The following is a 16,365-nucleotide window of genomic DNA, read 5'->3' on the forward strand; positions in this document are numbered from 1 at the left end:
ATCCGGTAGCGCAAGCGCTCCATCGTTGCACGGATCGTACCGACAAACACCGACGCGCCAGCGGCCGAACAGAACTCGCGGTCCGCGGGCTCGCGGGTGCTACGTTCCGGCCACCGCCGCGCGGAACGCCTCGGAGGCGTAGAACGGCGCCAGCCTGCGCCGGACCACGGTGTCGAGATAGCCGCGCTCGTCCAGTTCGGCGAGCACCGAGGGGCCGAACCGCAGCGCCTCCTCGATCATGTCCGCGCGCCCGATGCCCAGCTCGGTGAGCAATTCGGCCAGCGGGGTGTCGCCGTATTTGTCGAAGACGTGATCGATGCCCTCGTCGAGCAGCGCGTGGAAGTAGTCGGTGTCGCGGAAGGTGCGCCAGAACTCGAAGGTGAGCACGACCGCGTCTTCCACGTCGTTGGCCGAGACCAGTTCCCGGAACGAGCCGATCGAATCGCCGGTGTGCTTGCGCCAGGTCTCGCGGGCGGCGTCGAGCAGCACGTCGTCGGCGTCGTCGCGGTTGCCGCGCAGGACGAATCGCGCGCCGGTGCGGGTGATCCGGCCGACGCCGTTCTCGATCACCGGCAGCGCCGGCTCGGCCAGCCGGGCCAGCGCGCCGCGCAGCGACCGCGCCAGGCCGCCGCCGTCGGCGTGCTTGCCCTCGTCGACGGCGGTGACGACCGCGCGCTGCACCGCTTCGACACAGGCGTCGACGGTGACCGGGCTGTTGAGCACCAGCCGCACCAGCCGGTGCGCGACCTCCATATCGGCCACGGCCGAGACCAGTTCGTCGAAGCGGCGGTTGTCGACCACCGCGCCGACCGGGATCTCGTCCTGGGCGCGGTGGTTGTAGAGCCGGGCGGCGATCTCGCCGACGAGTTCGGGGATGGCGCCCTCGACCGGGATCTGCACCGCGTACTTGTGCGCGACGCCCTTGATCTGCTCGCGGGTGACGGCCTCGGCCAGGGTCAGCACGGCACATTCGGCAAGCAGGCCGTCGACCTCCTCGGTGACCAGCTCGAGGAACCCGGTGGGCGTGCGCAGCTGCTCCTTGGTGAAGGCCACGTGCGCGTCGAGCACCCGCAGTGCCAGGTCGACGTGTCCGGAGTGCGCATCGTTGGTCTCACCCATGTCGCCCAGATTGGCATATCGCGCGCGCCGGTGTGACCTCGGCGCACCCGGGGATGATCTTCGGCCCCGACACGCCGGGCGTGGCACGCAGACTCCGCCCAGATCGCGGTGCGGCAGGCCCGTACGCGCAGTTTGTCGGCGAGTATGGCATACTTGGCTGCTGAGACTGGGCTGATCACAGAGATCGCCATGGCTCACCGACTGAAAAGACTTGTAAAACACATGACTCAAGGCACTGTTAAGTGGTTCAACGGCGAGAAGGGCTTCGGCTTCATCGCCCAAGACGGAGGCGGCCCCGACGTCTTCGTGCATTACTCGGCCATCAGCGGCTCCGGCTTCAAGTCCCTCGAAGAGGGCCAGCGGGTCGAGTTCGAGGTCGGCCAGGGCCAGAAGGGCCCCCAGGCTCAGGACGTCCGCGCCATCTGATTCCGGCGTGAACGAGAAAGGCCCCGCACCCATGGTGCGGGGCCTTTCTCGTCTCCGCTACCCCCCGAACACCCGCTCCACGACCGCCTTGGCGCGGCGGGTGATGCGCATGTAGTTGTCGAGGAACTCGCTGCCGTCGTCGGTGGGCCAGCCCGCCACCCGCGCGACCGCCGATAGTAGGCGGCCCGGGCCGGGCAGCTGATCGGTCGGCTTGCCCTTGACCAGCACGAGCGCGTTGCGGGCCGCCGTCGCGGTGATCCACGATTCCCGCAGCAGCGCGACGTCGTCGGGTTCCAGGATGCCCTCGGCCTCGATGACGTCGAGCGATTCCAGCGTCGAGGTGTTGTGCAGCGCGGGCACCTCGTGGGCGTGCCGCAATTGCAGCAGCTGCACGGTCCACTCGATATCGGCCAGCCCGCCGCGCCCCAGCTTGGTGTGAGTGGCGGGGTTGGCCCCGCGCGGCAGGCGCTCGGCATCGACGCGGGCCTTGATCCGGCGGATCTCGCGCACCGACTCGGCGGACACGCCGCCCGCCGGGTAGCGGATCGGGTCGATGACGTGCAGGAACCGCACGCCCAGCTGCTGATCGCCCGCCACCTGGTGCGCGCGCAGCAGCGCCTGCACCTCCCACGGCTGGGCCCACTGGTCGTAGTAGGCCTGGTAGGCGGCCAGGGTGCGCACCAGCGCGCCGTTGCGGCCCTCCGGGCGCAGGCCCGCGTCGACCTGCAGCGGCGGATCGGTGCTCGGGGCGCCGAGCAGGCGCTGAACCTTCTCCGCGACGCCGATCGCCCACTTCACCGCGGTGGTCTCGTCCTCGCCGGGGCGCGGATCGCAGACGAACAGCACGTCGGCGTCGGAGCCGTAGCCCAGTTCCATCCCGCCGAGCCTGCCCATGCCGATCACCGCGAAGTCGGCGGGCGCAGGCGCGCCCCGCTCGGCCTCGGAGGCCCGGATGACCGCGGCGAGCGCGGCCTCGAGCACCGCGACCCAGACCGAGGACAGCGCCGCGCACACCTGCGGGACGTCGAGCATGCCCAGCAGATCGGCCGAGGCCACCCGGGCGAGCTCGTGCCTGCGCAGCGACCGGGCCGCGGCGACGGCACGCGCGGGGTCGTCGTAGCGGGCCGCGGCGGTCTGGATGCCGCGCGCGACGTCCTCGGGCTGCGGGCCGAGCAGCTGCGGGCCCGCCGGTCCGTCGGCGTACATGCGGATGGTCTCGGGGGCGTTGATCAGCAGATCGGGCAGGTACTCCGAGGAGCCGAGCACGATCATCAGCCGCTGGGCGATGGCGCCCTCGTCGCGCAGTTCGCGCAGGAACCAGATCTGATCGTCGAGACCTTCCGAGACCCGGCGATACGCGAGCAGGCCCGCGTCGGGATTCGGTGTGTCACCGAGCCATTCGAGCAGCGTCGGCAGCAGCAGCGCCTGGATGCGGCCCTTGCGCGAGACGCCGCCGGTGAGCGCCTTGAGGTGGCCGAGCGCGTTGGCGGGCGCGCCGTAGCCGAGCGCGGCGAGCTGACGCACGGCGGCGTCGGGGCTCAGCCGCAGCGCGTCGGAGTCGAGCCGGGCGACCGACTCGAGCAGCGGCCGGTAGAACAGCTTGGCGTGCAGCCTGCGCACCCGCATGGAGTTGCGCCGGATGTCGGTCTCGAGCACCCCGACCGCGTCCTGACGGCCGTCGGGCCGGATGTGGGCCGCGCGGGCGAGCCAGCGCATGCCCTCCTCGTCGTCGGCGGCGGGCAGGGTGTGGGTGCGCTTGAGCCGCTGCAGTTGCAGCCGGTGCTCGAGCAGGCGCAGGAACTCGTAGGAGGCGGTGAGGTTGGCCGCGTCGTCGCGGCCGACGTACCCGCCCGCTGCCAGCGCGGTGAGCGCCTCGACGGTGTTGGTGACGTGCAGCGCGTCGTCGACCCGGCCGTGCACCAATTGCAGCAGCTGCACGGCGAATTCGACATCGCGCAGGCTGCCCGCGCCGAGCTTGAGCTCACGCTCGCGCAGGTCGGCGGGGACCAGGTCCTCCACCCGGCGGCGCATGGCCTGCACGTCGGCGACGAAGTCGGGGCGTTCGGAGGCGGCCCACACCATCGGCATGAGCGCGTCGCGGTACTGCTGTCCGAGGTCGAGATCACCGGTCATCGGCCGGTTCTTCAGCAGCGCCTGGAACTCCCAGGTGCGGGCCCAGCGCTTGTAGTAGGCGAGGTGGGAGTCGAGCGTGCGCACCAGCGCGCCCGCCTTGCCCTCGGGCCGCAGCGCCGCGTCGACCTCGAAGAACGCCGAACTGGCGACGCTCATCATCTCCGCGGCCAGCCTGGTCGCGGTGGCGTCGGCCGGTTCGGCGACGAACACCACGTCGACATCGCTGACGTAGTTGAGTTCGCGCGCACCGCATTTGCCCATCGCGATGACCGCCAGCCGCACCGGCACCGGGCCGTTCTTGCACACCCGCGCCACGGCCACCGACAGCGCGGCGGTGAGCGCGGCGTCGGCCAGATCCGACAGGTGCCTGCCCACCACGAGATACGGCGGCACCGGCTCGTTCTCGACGGTGGAGGCCAGGTCGAACGCGGCCAGCAGCATCAGCTGATCGCGATACCGGCTGCGCAGCAACGCGATCGCCTCCGGACCGGCGATCTCGGCCCGGAACAGCATCGGCCCCGCGTTGGGTCCGTCCTCGGGTTTCGCCTCGACCGCGTCGAGCAGGTCGGCGAGCAGTTCCTCGCGTTCGGGAAGCCGATTCGCGCGCAGCAGCTTCCACGCGGCGGGCGCGGCCACCAGATGATCGCCGAAGGCGGTGGACGAACCGAGCAGCCCGAACAACCTGCCGCGCAACGTGCCATCGGTGCGCAGCGCCGAATCCAGTTCGGCCCAGTCGGTTCCGAGCGACTCGCGCAACCGGATCAGCGTGGACAACGCCAGGTCGGCGTCGGGCGCGCGCGACAGCGCCCAGAGCACGGGCACCCCGTCGACATTGTCCCAGCCGAGCTGGTGCAGGGAATCCGCTGCGGTGGGCTCGAGCAAGCCGAGCCGGCCGACGCCGGGGACAGCGGAGCGGGCAGTCGGTGGCCGGACCATGCCCTCAAAGTACATGGTCCGCGCATCGACCGTGTCACGCCCGGTATGCCGGGCGCGGTGTCACAGGCTGAGGTATTCCTCGAGCTCCCACGGGGTCACCTGGCTGCGGTAGGCGGCCCACTCCCGGCGCTTGTTGCGCAGGAAGAAGTCGAAGACGTGCTCGCCGAGGGTCTCGGCGACGAGCTCGGAGCGCTCCATCACCTGCAGGGCCTCGTCGAGGGTGCCGGGCAGCGAGCGGAAGCCCATGGCCCGACGCTCGGCGTCGGTCAGCGACCACACGTCGTCCTCGGCTTCCGGCGGCAGCGTGTAGCCCTTCTCGATGCCGCGCAGACCGGCCGCGAGCAGCACCGCGAAGGTCAGGTACGGGTTGCAGGCCGAGTCTGGGCTGCGGATCTCGACGCGCCGCGAGGACGACTTGTTCGGCGTGTACATCGGCACGCGGACCAGCGCGGAGCGGTTGGACCGGCCCCAGGAGGCCGCCGTCGGCGCCTCGCCGCCGTGGATCAGGCGCTTGTAGGAGTTCACCCACTGGTTGGTGATCGCGCTGATCTCGGGGGCGTGCTCGAGGATGCCCGCGATGAACGAGCGCGCCGTCGCGGACAGGTTCTCCGGATCGTCGGGGTCGGCGAAGGCGTTGGACTCGCCCTCGAACAGGCTCATGTGGGTGTGCATGGCCGAGCCCGGGTACTGGGCGAACGGCTTGGGCATGAACGTCGCGCGCACGCCCTCGTCGATCGCGACCTCCTTGATGAGGTAGCGGAAGGTCATCACGTTGTCGGCCATCGAGAGCGCGTCGGCGTAGCGCAGGTCGATCTCCTGCTGGCCGGGGGCGCCCTCGTGGTGGCTGAACTCGACCGAGATGCCCATCGACTCGAGCGCGTCGATGGCGTGACGGCGGAAGTTCGGGGCCGAGTCGTGCACGGCCTGGTCGAAGAAGCCGCCGTTGTCGGCGGGCACCGGCGCGCCGTTCTTCAGGCCGTTCTCCAGCAGGAAGAACTCGATCTCGGGGTGCACGTAGCAGCTGAAGCCCACGTCGGCGGCCTTGTTGAGCTGACGCCGCAGCACGTGGCGCGGGTCGGCCCAGGACGGCGAGCCGTCGGGCATGGTGATGTCGCAGAACATGCGGGCGGAGTGCTGGTGGCCCTTGGAGGTGGCCCAGGGCAGCACCTGGAAGGTCGACGGATCGGGCCGCGCGACCATGTCCGCCTCGGACACGCGCGCGAAGCCCTCGATGGCCGAGCCGTCGAACCCGATGCCCTCCTCGAAGGCGCCCTCGAGCTCGGCGGGCGCGATGGCGACGGACTTCAGGTAACCCAGCACGTCGGTGAACCAGAGACGCACGAAGCGGATGTCCCGCTCTTCGAGCGTCCGCAGCACGAATTCCTTCTGGCGATCCATACCGGCGAGCGTAAGCACCCGGCGTTAAATCCGTGTTACATACGCGCTCGCGTTTGCTATCTCGTCACCTCGTCCGCACATCTCACCCGCCGTGACGGGGCGCGGTGCGCGCCGATCCGGTTCAGCAGGTGAGACCGGCGCCGGGCGCGGCGAGGTCGACCAGGTAGTCGATGACGGCCTCGTCGAGGCAGCGGTCGCCCGCCACCAGGGCGGCGGTGTGCCGGTTGCCACGGAAGGTGATCAGATCGGCGCCCAGCTGCGCGGCCAGGTCGACCCCGGCCTGGTACGGCGTGGCCGGGTCGTCGGTGGTCGAGACCACGACGGTCTTCGGCACGCCGGGCGCGGACACCCGGTGCGGGGTGCTGGTGTTGGGCACCGGCCAGGAGGCGCACAGTTCCAGCGGGGCGGCACCGGTGCCCTTGCCGTCGTCGAGGAAGGGCGCGGCCTTGCGGTACTCGCTGTCCTGGCGGCCGGTGATCGCCGGATCGGTGACGCGCGGATCGTCGACGCAGCGGATGGCGTTGAACGCGTCCTGGGTGTTGGCGTAGGTGCCGTCCTCACGGCGGCCGTCGTACATGTCGGCCAGTTGCAGCAGGGTGTCGCCCCGGCCGTCGCGCAGTTCGGTCAGGCCCTGGGTGAGCACGTTCCACAGGTCGTCGGTGTAGAGGGCCTGCTGGACGCCGGTGATGGCGTCGCCGTAGCTGAGCCCGCGCGGGTCGGCGGTGGCGGCGGGCTTGCTCTCCAGCGGGGCGACCAGCGCGCGGAACCGGGCCACGGACTGAGCCGGATCGGTGCCGAGCGGGCAGTCGGCGTTCTTCGCGCAGTCGGCGGCGTAGGCGTTGAACACGCCCTGGAAGCCCGCGGCCTGGCGCAGCGACTCCTGGACGGGGTCCTGAGAGGAGTCCACCGCGCCGTCGAGGACGAGGGCGCGCACGTTCTGCGGGTACTTCTCGGCGTAGGCCGAGCCGAGCCGGGTGCCGTAGGAGTAGCCGAGGTAGCTCAGCTGCGCGTCGCCGAGCACCGCGCGCAGGACGTCCATGTCCTGGATCACCTCGCGGGTGCCGACGTGGGCGAGCAGGTCGGTGCCGGTGCGCTGGGCACAGCGGTCGGCGTACTCGCGGTTGTCGGCCTCGGCGTCGGCGATGCCTGCCGGGGTGTTGTCGGTGGGCGGCTCGGCGCGCTCGGCGTCGGCCTGCTGCGGGGTCAGGCACACGATCGCGGGCAGCGAGGAGCCGACACCGCGCGGATCGAAACCGACCCGGTCGAACTTCTCGGCCAGCTCGGTGCGGTTGCCGACGGTGACCATCGACAGCCCGGAGACGCCGGGGCCGCCGGGGTTCATCAGCAGCGAGCCGATCTTGTCGCCGGAGGCCGGGATCCGCGACAGCGCGATCTGGGCGGTCGGACCGTCCGGGCGCGCGTAGTCGACGGGCACGCTGACGCGGGCGCATTCGGTCTTGGGCGGCAGCCGGTCCTCGGGGCTGCCGAAGCCCTCGCACGAACCCCAGTCGACCTGCTGGTCGTAGAACTTCTCCAGCCCGGGCGGCGGTGGCGGCAGCTGCGCGCGCGGGGTGCTGGTCTCGGCGCTGGTGCAGCCGGACACGATCAGCGCCGCGAGAGCGCCCCAGAGCACGACGAGCCTGCCACGCTGCACAGTGGGCCCACCTTTCCGCGCCGCACGGCGCACAACACGATGCGCCCGATCCGCGCGAAGGGGCTCGCCCTCACGGTAGCCGAACCACCGCTGTGACCGATCACACCGGCACCGGCCCTTAAATCGGCTCGGCCCGAGGTGGCACACTGGATCCGTCAGAAAAACCCGGGGACCCGGTACGGGCCTCGAGGAACCAGACGAAAGGGACGATGATGTCCGTATCCGATGAGCAGACCCCTGCCTACGGTGCCGCTCCCGAAGCCGTTGCCAAGCCCCGCCGCAAGACCCGCGTCCAGCATCTGCAGCAGATGAAGGCCGAGGGCGAGCGCTGGTCGATGCTGACGGCCTACGACTACTCCTCCGCGCGTCTCTTCGAGGAAGCGGGCATTCCGGTCCTGCTGGTCGGCGATTCCGCCGCCAACGTGGTGTACGGCTACGACACCACCGTGCCGATCACCGTCGACGAGCTGATCCCGCTGGTGCGCGGCGTCGTCCGGGGCGCCCCGCACGCGCTGGTCGTCGCCGACCTGCCGTTCGGCACCTACGAGTCCTCGCCGCAGCAGGCGCTGGCCACCGCCACCCGGTTCATGAAGGAGGGCGGCGCGCACGCGGTCAAGCTCGAGGGCGGCGAACGCGTCGCCGAGCAGATCGCGCTGATCACCGCCGCGGGCATCCCGGTGATGGCCCACATCGGCTTCACCCCGCAGAGCGTGAACACCCTCGGCGGATTCCGGGTGCAGGGTCGCGGCGACGGCGCCGAGCAGCTCATCGCCGACGCCATCGCCGTGCAGGAGGCGGGCGCGTTCTCCGTCGTCATGGAGATGGTCCCGGCCGAGCTGGCCGGCCAGGTCACCCACAAGCTGACCATCCCGACCGTCGGCATCGGCGCGGGCGCCGACTGCGACGCCCAGGTGCTGGTCTGGCAGGACATGGCCGGCTACACCAGCGGCAAGACCGCGAAGTTCGTCAAGCGCTTCGGCAATGTCGGCGACGAACTGCGCTCCGCCGCAGCCGCCTACGCCGACGAGGTCCGCCGGGGCACCTTCCCCGGCCCCGAGCACAGCTTCTGAGCCACCACCGACCCGGCCCGTCGCCACGAGCGGCGGGCCGTTCTCAGGGTTCGGCCGGATGTGCGGGGTCGCGCCGGGTGGCAGACTCGATACCGACATAGTCGACACGAGTAGAGGTATCGATGCCGCACCGCCGTTGGAAGACCCGTCCCGTGCTGCTGCTCGCGGGCGCGCTCGCCGTCGCGAGCCTGAGCGCTTGCGGCAGTGTGGAAACCACACCGACCGGTAGCTCCGGCACCACGACCTCGACGACCAGCGCGGCCAAGCCGACCACCACCGCCCCGGCGGGCAGCCCGACGATCACCGACGCCGCGGCCGCGCAGCTGTGCGACATGATCCGCCCCGAGCTGTCCAACTTCCGGGTGCAGGGGCCGACCCTCGGGCGCTTCGCGCTCAACGCGATGGTGCACGAGTGGGCACTGCGCAACGGCGGGATCAACGCCCAGGTGCTGGCCGACAAGGCGATCGTCGACCGCGTCACCACCGGGGCCTGCGCGGACGTGCGCACCGAGGCGATGACCGCCCTGGATCTGCCGAATCTCGCGGCGGGACTGGCGTTCTGATGCGCGCCCTGTACCCGGAGATCGAGCCGTTCGAGCACGGGCTGCTCGACGTCGGCGACGGCCAGTCGGTGTACTGGGAGGTCAGCGGCAATCCCGACGGCAAGCCGGTGGTGTTCGTGCACGGCGGGCCCGGCGGTGGCACCGGACCGCTGCAACGGCGCTTCTTCGATCCCGCCGTGTACCGCATCGTGCTGTTCGATCAGCGTGGATGCGGACGGTCGGTGCCGCACATCGCCGACGGCGCGAACCTCGACGTCAACACCACCACGCACCTGATCGCCGACATGGAGCTGCTGCGCGCGCACCTCGGCGTCGACCGGTGGCAGGTGTTCGGCGGTTCGTGGGGCTCCACGCTGGGTCTGGCCTACGCCCAGGCCCATCCCGAGCGGGTCACCGAGCTGGTGCTGCGCGGGATCTTCCTGCTGCGGCGCAAGGAGATCGACTGGTACTACAACGGCGCGGCGGGCAACGTCTACCCGGCCGAGTGGGCGAAGTTCCTGGCCCCGGTGCCCGTCGCGGAGCGCGGCGATGACCTGGTCGAGGTGTACCACCGGCTGCTGCACTCCCCCGACCCACAGGTGGCGCTCGACGCCGCCGTGGCCTGGTCGACGTGGGAAGGCGCGACGAGTTCGCTGCTGCCGCAACCGGATCGGATCGCCGAGACCGGCGAGGCGCGCTTCGCGCTGGCCTTCGCGCGGATCGAAAACCACTATTTCCGGCACGGCGGATTCCTCGACGAGGGACAGTTGCTGCGTGACATGGACCGGATCGCCGACATCCCCGGAGTGATCGTGCAGGGCCGCCACGACATCGTGTGCCCCGCGGTGAGCGCCTGGGATCTGCACACCGCCTGGCCGGGCTCGACCCTGCACATCGTCGAGGACGCCGGGCACACCGCCCACGAGCCCGGCATCACCCACCACCTGGTCGAGGCGACCGATCTGTTCGGGAAGCGAGGCTGAATCATGGCGCCCAAGGCCGGAAAAGCCGTCGTCGCGGCACTGCGGGACGACATCGACCGGCTGCTGGCCGCCGAACCCGACGTGCGCGCCGACGCCTACGACTCGGTGCACCAGATGCGGGTGGCCACCCGCCGCCTGCGCAGCGTGCTGCGGTCCTACCGCAAGCTCTTCGACGCGGACGCGGCAGCGACCACCGAGGCCGAGCTCAAGTGGCTGGCCGATCTGCTCGGCGTGGCCCGCGACGCCGAGGTCCGCGCCGAGCGCTTCACCGATCTGCTCGCCGCGCACGAGCAGGTCCCTGACGAGGTGACCCAGGCGCTGGTCGGCGCCTCCCGCGACGCCTATACCAGCGCCCACGCCGAGGTGCTGACCGCGCTCGACGGCAAGCGCTACCGGCGCCTGACCAAGACCCTGACCGCCTGGCGCACCGATCCCCCACTGGATCGCGACCTGGCCCGCACGCCTGCGACCGACGCCTTCGACGACGTCCTGCGCCGCGACCGCAAGCGCCTGCGCAAACTCGTCTTCGCCGAACCCACCGCCGCCCCCGCCGATCGCGTCGAGCTCCTGCACGATATCCGCAAGGGCGCCAAGCGCTTACGCTATTCCTGTGAGGCGGCGGGCGAGGTCCTCGGCACCGACGCCACCGACCTCGGCACCCGCGCCAAACGCCTGCAAACCGTCCTCGGCGACCACCGAGACGCCGTCGAATCCCGCGAGGCCATCCTCGCGGCCGCCGCCACCGCCCCCAGCTCCACCGCCACCCTCTACGAACTCCTCGCCGACACCGAGGAGGTCGCCGCGGGGCAAGCCATCGCCCGCTACCCTGCCGCCGCCGCGTTCGTCTCCGCCGCCGATTAGTTCTCGGCCGTTACCCGCGTCCGCCGGGTTCGTCACGGACACCTGTCCGCTCACCGCGGTCCCGGAGCGTCTGATCGAACAGCTGCCAGCCGTCGAGCTCCGTGGTGCGGTCGACATCCGCGCCGCCGGTCAGCGCGAGGTCGATCAGAGTCCGGACCACGCCCGGCCGGTGCAGGTCGAGGTAGGTCAACTGCCGCGCGCGACCCGGGTAAACCCGCCCGCGTCGGATCAGGTTGCGGCGTAGTCGAATCCGATGGTGCGGGTCGCGACGTCGGCGGTCACCAGGCGGACGGAGACGTGTTTGCCTTCCGGGGGCTTGCCCTCGCAGCGGCCCAGGATCGGGGGCTCGGTGACGAAGATTTCGGCGTCGCGGGTGCCGTTGGCCTCGCGCAGGACCAGGGCCGAGAACTCGGTGCCGATCCGGGGTGCCAGGACGGTCGCCTCGGTCAGGTCGACGCAGGCGCGGTCGACCTTGCTCGCCACCGAGTCGGTGCGGCGCAGGGTGTCCGCGGCGGGGCCGAGACCGTCGACCACCCAGGCGGGGACCTCGGTGCCCGCGCAGTGGGCCAGGCAGATCTCGGTGGTGAACCGGTCGGCCAGGCGGCGCAGCGGGGCGGTGACGTGGGCGTAGGGTGCGCCGATCGCGCTGTGCGTGAGCTGGTCGGCGGTGGGCTGGTCGAGGTCGCCGAGCATCGTGTAGCCGGCGCCGCGCAGCAGGCTCGTCGCCTCCGACATCAGGACCAGCGCGGCGGGGGTGTTCGCGTCGAGCCCGGCCAGCAGCCGGCCGACGGGCATGTCGGCGGGCCAGGTGACGCCGAGGGCGGCCGCGGTGCGCCGCATCGAGGCGATGGCACTGTCGGGCGGCGGCGGCATGGTGCGCAGCAGGCCGATCGGAGTTCCCTTGTGCGCCAGCATGATCCGCGCCGCGCACATGCCGGTGAGCAGCGAGACCTGCTCGTTCCAGTCGTCGGCGGCGGTGCGGGGTTCCAGCTCGAGGCGCCAGTTGTCGCCGTCGCGCACCACGTCCTGGGCGGGCAGCCGCAGCGAGATCGCGCCCTGGTCGAGCCCGGCCTCGATCCGCAGCCTGCCGAACTCGGGCAGCGCGGCCAGCGAGGGGTGCAGCGTGCCCGCGTCGGCGGCGGCCTGGACCTGCGCGTAGTCGAAGCGCTCCCGGGAGCGCACCAGGGCGCGCGTCACCGAGAAGGCACGCGGGACAGCGTGCTCGTCGAGGTCGATGGTCCACAGCGCCGCGGGCCGGTCGACACCGGGCAGCAGGCTGGCGGTGCCCTCCGACAGCACCGTCGGGTGCAGCGGGACATTGCCGTCGGGCAGGTAGAAGGTCTGGCCGCGGGATTCCGATTCCCGGGCGAGCGCACCGCCCGGCACGATCACGGCGCCGAGATCGGCGATCGCGTAATGCAGGGTGAAGCCGGTGGGGGTGCGTTCGATGTGCAGCGCCTGGTCCAGATCCATGGCGCTGGGCGGGTCGATGGTGACGAACTCGATGTCGGTCCGGTCGACCCGGGTACCCGCGAACGCGTCGACCGCGTCGCGGGCCTCCGAGACGGCCTCGGCAGGATAGTCCGAGGCCAGCCCGAATTCGGAACGGATGGCGCCGAAGTCGACCGGCGCCGAGACGATCCGCTGATGGAGTTCCATCCTGGCAGGTTAGCGACTACCTACTGCAGTGCCAGCATGGTGCCGTTGAGCTGGTCGAACGGGCCGTACACGGTGAAGGTGACCCGACCGTTGGGGACCGCCGAGGAGACGGTCGCCGCGGCGTCGAGCGCCTGGCCGAACGAGGCCGCCGAGGGGTGCGGCAGACCGGCGACGGTCAGACCGAACCGGGTCTGGTGCACCCAGGCGGTATCGGCCGGGCTGAGGTCGACCTGGACCCCGCCCGCCAGCGGGGTCACCGCGACCGCGCTCGCCGATCCGGCACCCAGCGAGGTGAAAACCGCAGCGGCTCCGGCGATCAGTGCACCGGCGACAATGGAACGAACTACCCGCATGTAAATGTGACCTGCTTCCGCGATCGAATTGTGTTGGGCTCACCACCCGGGCAGCGAGCCCTGCCGACGGCGAACACTCTATGACCTCGCTCACGTTTCCGGCGACTTCCTGCGCATTTTCACGCAGGCGACACACTTTTCCCGCCACCGTCGCGCCAGTTGTTACTGTGGCGTCGGCACACCCGGCAAACGCCGGGCAGTGCGCCACCCACGTCGATAAATGGGAGTTCCGAGCGTATGTCGTCGCTGATTTTCGATTACCTGTTGCCGATCCTCGGCCCGGACCAGGCGTCCTACTGGGCCCAGCTGCTGGTGATCAACCCCGCCTAGCTCACCGATCGGATCGAGCAACTGTCGCCTCCCGTTAACCTCACGGGAGGCGGCTTGTTTTCTGGGGCGCTAGCATCCCGCGCGTGAGTAGAACTACCGCCGCTCTCGCGGCCAGCGCCACCGTCTTCGCCCTGCTTCTGGCCGGCTGCGGCGACGACTCCTCTTCCGCCGCCGCCGGCGGCTCCTCGGCCGCCACCACGCCCGAATACAAGGTCGATCCGAGCAAGGCGGGCATGTTCGTGGTGAGCTACCGCAACGCCTTCCCGAAGCTGTCCGCGGGGCGTGACGACGCCGCCGTCGCGACCGTGCTGAACCAGTCCTGTGGCGACATCAAGGCCGGGAAGTCCGAGGCCGACACCATCGCCGGGATCATCAAGGCCACCAAGAACGGTGCCGACGCCGCGACCGAAGACGAGGCCAGGGCGATCTACCAGATGTCCACCCTGATGTGCTGAGCCGGCTACCGGCCCGACCGGGCGGCGGCTCCCTCGGGGAGCCGCCGCCTCGTCGTTCGAAGGCGGACGAGCCGGCCTGTAAGCCGGATCCTGTCCCCGGTTCGCACCGGGGGACGACCATCCATCTGGACACACCGTCGCCGGGTGCCTCGAGCGGTCCACCCGCAGGCTCGGGCGAGCAGCCCTCGAACACCTGCGCAGCCGCACCGCGAGGTGCGACCTTCGACCTTGCTCCGGGCGGGGTTTACCGAGCCGCCCCGGTCACCCGGGGCGCTGGTGCGCTCTTACCGCACCGTTTCACCCTTACCGCACTGGTGTGCGGCGGTTTGTTTTCTGTGGCACTGTCCCGCGGGTCGCCCCGGGTTGCCGTTAGCAACCGCCCTGCTCTGTGGAGTCCGGACTTTCCTCGGTACCGAGCGGCGGCGCTCGCGCGCCCGTTCTCGTCACCGCGGTCGCCCGGCCGACTCGTCCGCTCGTACAGAGTACTCGGTACGGTTACGAGCCATGGAACGTGTCGACGTCAGTTTCCCCTCGGGTGACCAGCAGTGCGCTGCCTGGCTCTACCTGCCCGACGGTGCGCCCCGGCCGCGCCCGCTGGTGATCATGGGACACGGGCTGGGGGCAACCCGCGAAATGGGGTTGGATCGATATGCGCGGCGGTTCGTCGCGGCGGGGATGGGGGTGCTGGCGTTCGACTACCGGCATTTCGGCGCCAGCGAGGGTGATCCCCGCCAGGTGCTCAACATCGCCAGGCAGCGGCAGGACTGGAAGGCCGCAATCGCCTACGCGCGCAGCATCCGGGGGTTCGACGCGACCCGGATCGCGTTGTGGGGCACCTCGTTCGGCGGCGGGCACGTGTTATCCGTGGCGCCCGACGACGACTATCTCGCCGCGGTCGTCGCGCAGGTGCCGTTCACCAGCGGGTGGGCCTCGGCGATGGCGAAGGGACCGATCAGCGTCACCAAGGTCGCCACCATCGCCGCCACCGACCTGCTGATCGGCCCGATCCGGCGCAAGCCGGTGCGGATCCGGCTGGCCGGCCGCAAGCGGGCCGCGGCGCTGATGAGCGCGCCGGACGTGCCGGAGGGCTTCGGCAGGCTCGCCGAGGAGAGCGATACCTACCGGCCGAAAGTCGGTGCGCGGGTGGCCCTGTCGACCCTGTTCGACGCGCCGGGCCGCCGCGCGAAGGCGCTGAAGGTGCCGGTGTTCTACGCGATCGCCGAGAACGATTCGGTCGCCCCGCCCGGCCCGACCCGCAAGGCGGCCGAGCGCACCAAGCACGCGGTGGTCAAGCAGTACCCGGTCGGCCACTTCGACGTGTACTTCGACGACGTCTTCGAGCAGGTCGTGCGCGATCAGACCGATTTCCTGGTCTCGGTGCTGCGTCCGTGACCGCCGCCGCCTGATCCGCCCGGCTGGGCGGTGCCGGTGGGGCACGATGGGGAGATGGAACAGCTCAGCTCGCGCACGATCTACACCAATCCGTGGATGCGGCTGCGGGAGGACACCATTCGCCGCTCCGACGGGTCCGTCGGGATCTACGCCGTGGTCGACAAGGTCGACTGGGCGATGGTGATCCCGTTCGACGGCGAGGGATTCCACCTCGTCGAGCAGTACCGGTACCCGCTGGGCGCGCGGTGCTGGGAGTTCCCCGCCGGCACCCCGCCGGCCGGCACGGCGCCGTCGCCGGTCGAGCTGGCGCACAACGAGTTGCGGGAGGAAACCGGCCTGCGCGCCGACCGGATGACGCTGCTCGGCACGCTGGCCACCGCGCCCGCGTCGAGCAACCAGCGCGGCCACTGCTTCCTGGCCACCGGCCTCACCCCCGGTGAGCCCCAGCGCGAGCCCGAGGAACAGGACATGCGCACCGCCTGGTTCTCCCGCGCCCGCTTCGAGGCGATGATCCTGCGCGGCGAGATCACCGACTCCCACGCGGTCGCCGCCTACGGCCTGCTGCTCATGCACGAACGCGGCCTCAGCACACCGTGACCGGCTCCGCGAGCGCGGCAGCGCGCAGCTCGAGTGCGGCGTAGGTCGCGACCAGGGCGGCACCGGCCAGCAGGAAGGCGATGCCGAGGCCGGTGAGCGGCAGCAGACCGGAGCAGGCCAGCACGGTCATGCCGAGCGCCGAGGCGGCGTTGACGGCGACGACGGGGCGGGCGTAGCGGTGCGGACCGCGCCGCGCGATGGTCAGCAGTGCGGCACCACCGGCGACCATGACGACACCGAAGAGCAGCGACAGCGGGGTCGGCAGGCCGAGCGGCGCGCGCAACAGTGGCGCGGACACGGTCAGGGCGACTCCGAACAGCGCTGTGCTCCAACCGTCTACGCGCAGGACGGTGGCGAGTGGGCTGGGGCGGGTGTCGGTCATCGTCGGCTCCTGTTCTCGGGTGGTGAGCCCACTGTGCGGCGGCGCGGGTCATCGTCGCAATGACCTCCGAGGTCA

The 16,365-nt window shown here is 71.0% G+C and carries 16 protein-coding genes and 1 other RNA gene; 8 read left to right on the plus strand and 9 right to left on the minus strand.

Annotated elements, in window-relative coordinates; genetic code table 11:
* Positions 1–99 precede the first annotated feature (99 nt).
* On the minus strand, positions 100–1,119 hold the full coding sequence (locus AB0H54_RS22790) for a hypothetical protein (protein ID WP_355279168.1): 1,020 nt from the start codon (positions 1,117–1,119) through the stop codon (positions 100–102).
* Positions 1,120–1,341: 222 nt separating this feature from the next.
* On the opposite strand from AB0H54_RS22790, the gene AB0H54_RS22795 reads away from it, so the two are divergent.
* Positions 1,342–1,545 (plus strand): cold-shock protein, encoded by a 204-nt coding sequence (locus AB0H54_RS22795; protein WP_218721900.1) that lies wholly within the window; start codon positions 1,342–1,344, stop codon positions 1,543–1,545.
* 57 nt (positions 1,546–1,602) lie between these two features.
* Here AB0H54_RS22795 and AB0H54_RS22800 read toward each other — a convergent pair whose 3' ends face one another.
* The 3 genes from AB0H54_RS22800 to AB0H54_RS22810 form a co-directional block, all read right to left on the minus strand.
* The gene (locus AB0H54_RS22800; RefSeq protein WP_357347643.1) at positions 1,603–4,614 is read right to left on the minus strand and encodes a bifunctional [glutamine synthetase] adenylyltransferase/[glutamine synthetase]-adenylyl-L-tyrosine phosphorylase; all 3,012 of its coding nucleotides are present in this window, start codon (positions 4,612–4,614) and stop codon (positions 1,603–1,605) included.
* A 60-nt stretch (positions 4,615–4,674) separates the two neighbouring features.
* Positions 4,675–6,012: a type I glutamate--ammonia ligase gene (gene glnA / locus AB0H54_RS22805; RefSeq protein ID WP_218721857.1), complete on the minus strand. Its 1,338-nt coding sequence runs from the start codon at positions 6,010–6,012 to the stop codon at positions 4,675–4,677.
* 121 nt (positions 6,013–6,133) lie between these two features.
* Complete coding sequence (locus AB0H54_RS22810) at positions 6,134–7,666, minus strand: alpha/beta hydrolase (RefSeq protein ID WP_357347645.1); 1,533 nt, start codon at positions 7,664–7,666, stop codon at positions 6,134–6,136.
* A 212-nt stretch (positions 7,667–7,878) separates the two neighbouring features.
* Between AB0H54_RS22810 and panB the strand changes: the two genes are divergently transcribed.
* From panB to AB0H54_RS22830, 4 genes are all read left to right on the plus strand, one after another.
* Entirely contained in the window at positions 7,879–8,736 is an 858-nt protein-coding gene (gene panB / locus AB0H54_RS22815; RefSeq protein WP_357347647.1) for a 3-methyl-2-oxobutanoate hydroxymethyltransferase, read from the plus strand.
* Positions 8,737–8,858: 122 nt separating this feature from the next.
* Positions 8,859–9,299, plus strand: coding sequence for a hypothetical protein (locus AB0H54_RS22820; RefSeq protein WP_355279160.1), 441 nt, complete (start codon positions 8,859–8,861; stop codon positions 9,297–9,299).
* The gene (gene pip, locus AB0H54_RS22825) at positions 9,299–10,261 is read left to right on the plus strand and encodes a prolyl aminopeptidase (protein ID WP_357347649.1); all 963 of its coding nucleotides are present in this window, start codon (positions 9,299–9,301) and stop codon (positions 10,259–10,261) included. The genes AB0H54_RS22820 and pip overlap by 1 nt, the downstream gene beginning before the upstream one ends.
* Positions 10,262–10,264: 3 nt before the next feature.
* Complete coding sequence (locus AB0H54_RS22830; RefSeq protein ID WP_357347651.1) at positions 10,265–11,122, plus strand: CHAD domain-containing protein; 858 nt, start codon at positions 10,265–10,267, stop codon at positions 11,120–11,122.
* 10 nt (positions 11,123–11,132) lie between these two features.
* Here AB0H54_RS22830 and AB0H54_RS22835 read toward each other — a convergent pair whose 3' ends face one another.
* Genes AB0H54_RS22835 through AB0H54_RS22845 form a run of 3 tightly spaced genes read right to left on the minus strand, consistent with a single transcriptional unit; the run spans position 11,133 to position 13,134 of the window.
* Entirely contained in the window at positions 11,133–11,312 is a 180-nt protein-coding gene (locus AB0H54_RS22835) for a hypothetical protein (RefSeq protein ID WP_357347653.1), read from the minus strand.
* 38 nt (positions 11,313–11,350) lie between these two features.
* Entirely contained in the window at positions 11,351–12,781 is a 1,431-nt protein-coding gene (locus AB0H54_RS22840; RefSeq protein ID WP_357347655.1) for an RNB domain-containing ribonuclease, read from the minus strand.
* A 20-nt stretch (positions 12,782–12,801) separates the two neighbouring features.
* On the minus strand, positions 12,802–13,134 hold the full coding sequence (locus AB0H54_RS22845; RefSeq protein WP_019046039.1) for a hypothetical protein: 333 nt from the start codon (positions 13,132–13,134) through the stop codon (positions 12,802–12,804).
* 413 nt (positions 13,135–13,547) lie between these two features.
* On the opposite strand from AB0H54_RS22845, the gene AB0H54_RS22850 reads away from it, so the two are divergent.
* On the plus strand, positions 13,548–13,919 hold the full coding sequence (locus tag AB0H54_RS22850; RefSeq protein ID WP_357347657.1) for a hypothetical protein: 372 nt from the start codon (positions 13,548–13,550) through the stop codon (positions 13,917–13,919).
* A gap of 63 nt (positions 13,920–13,982) precedes the next feature.
* Here the strand turns inward: AB0H54_RS22850 and rnpB are convergent.
* Positions 13,983–14,387: RNase P RNA component class A (gene rnpB / locus AB0H54_RS22855), an RNA gene on the minus strand.
* 36 nt (positions 14,388–14,423) lie between these two features.
* Here rnpB and AB0H54_RS22860 point away from each other — a divergent pair.
* A complete protein-coding gene (locus AB0H54_RS22860; RefSeq protein WP_357347659.1) occupies positions 14,424–15,311 on the plus strand; it encodes an alpha/beta fold hydrolase in 888 nt (295 codons plus the stop codon).
* A gap of 54 nt (positions 15,312–15,365) precedes the next feature.
* On the plus strand, positions 15,366–15,908 hold the full coding sequence (locus AB0H54_RS22865; RefSeq protein WP_357347661.1) for an NUDIX hydrolase: 543 nt from the start codon (positions 15,366–15,368) through the stop codon (positions 15,906–15,908).
* Here the strand turns inward: AB0H54_RS22865 and AB0H54_RS22870 are convergent.
* Positions 15,895–16,290 carry a hypothetical protein gene (locus tag AB0H54_RS22870; RefSeq protein WP_357347663.1) on the minus strand — a complete coding sequence of 132 codons (396 nt, stop codon included), beginning with the start codon at positions 16,288–16,290 and terminating at the stop codon, positions 15,895–15,897. The genes AB0H54_RS22865 and AB0H54_RS22870 overlap by 14 nt on opposite strands.
* Between the last annotated feature and the right edge of the window lie 75 nt (positions 16,291–16,365).

The sequence above is a fragment of the Nocardia sp. NPDC050718 genome, from assembly GCF_040654235.1.
Classification (GTDB): Bacteria; Actinomycetota; Actinomycetes; order Mycobacteriales; family Mycobacteriaceae; genus Nocardia.